A 1,185-nucleotide genomic window follows, 5' to 3' on the forward strand; every position below is an offset into this window, starting at 1 on the left:
TAGTGCCTCATCAAGGAACGTTGACGCGGTAACCGTGTCGCGTGGACATCCGGGCTGGTGATCGCGAGGCTGGCCGGTGGAGGTGAGTCATGGCGCGTCAGCCTGAGGTGTTCACGCGGTCGTTGGAGCCCGAAGAAGCTCAGCGGCTGGTCAAGATCACAAGGTCGGCGAAGGACCGGGTGCGACTGCGACGGTCCGGGATCGTGCTGGCCTCGGCGCAGGGCCGGTCCGCGGGAGAGATCGCAGCGATGTTCGCGGCGAGCGAGGGGTATGTGCGGGAGGTGATCCACGCGTTCAACAACTCCGGGTTCGCGGCACTGTCCCCAAAATGGAGGGGCGGCCGACCAGCTAAGTTCGGGCCGGCCGCCCGTGATCAGATCTGCCGCATCGCCGCCTGCAAACCCGCCGAGCTGGGATTGCCGTTCACCACCTGGAGCCTGGCCAAGCTGGTCGACTACCTCGCCGAGCACGCGTGGATCAGGGCGAGCACCGAGACCGTCCGGCAGATCCTGCGCCAGGAGGGCGTGTCCTGGCAGGCGACCAAGACCTGGAAAGCCAGCAAAGATCCGGACTTCATACCGAAGAAGACCCGCATCCTCGACCTCTACGACCACCCGCCCGCCGACGGACGGGTGATCTGCGTCGATGAATTCGGGCCGCTGAACCTGCAACCCCGTCCCGGTCGCGGCTGGTTCCCTCGCGGCCGACCGGCCCGGTTGCGCGCGACCTACACCCGCACCAAAGGCATCCGGCACATGTTCGCCGCGCTCGACCTCGCGTCCGGGCAGATGTTCTACCGGTTCCGTGACCGCAAACGCTGGCCCCAGTTCCTCGACTTCTGCAAGCAGATCCGCCGCCGCTTCCCGGCCGGGAAGATCTACCTGGTCTGCGACAACTACGGACCGCACGGCAAGGCCGAGGTCGTCACGTGGTGCGCGGCCAACGACATCGAGCTGGTCTACACGCCCACCAACGCGTCCTGGTTGAACTGGATCGAGTGCGAGTTCACCGCGGTCCGCTACTTCACCCTCGACGGCAGCGACTACCCCAGCCACGCCGCCCAGGAGGCAGCGATCGCCGGCTACCTGCGCTGGCGCAACCGCCACTGCCACCCGAAGCGTCACTTCGCCGTCAACTCCAAGATCCGCCGACCGGATTACCTACCCAACGTTGCTTGATGCGGCA

1 protein-coding gene is annotated in these 1,185 nt (G+C 66.3%); it reads left to right on the plus strand.

What is annotated here, in order from left to right; all coding sequences use genetic code 11:
• Positions 1 to 89 precede the first annotated feature (89 nt).
• Positions 90 to 1,178, plus strand: coding sequence for an IS630 family transposase (locus AB0G28_RS49330; protein ID WP_361106665.1), 1,089 nt, complete (start codon positions 90 to 92; stop codon positions 1,176 to 1,178).
• Positions 1,179 to 1,185 lie beyond the last annotated feature (7 nt).

It is taken from the genome of Amycolatopsis sp. NPDC021455 (assembly GCF_040640995.1).
Classification (GTDB): Bacteria; Actinomycetota; Actinomycetes; order Mycobacteriales; family Pseudonocardiaceae; genus Amycolatopsis.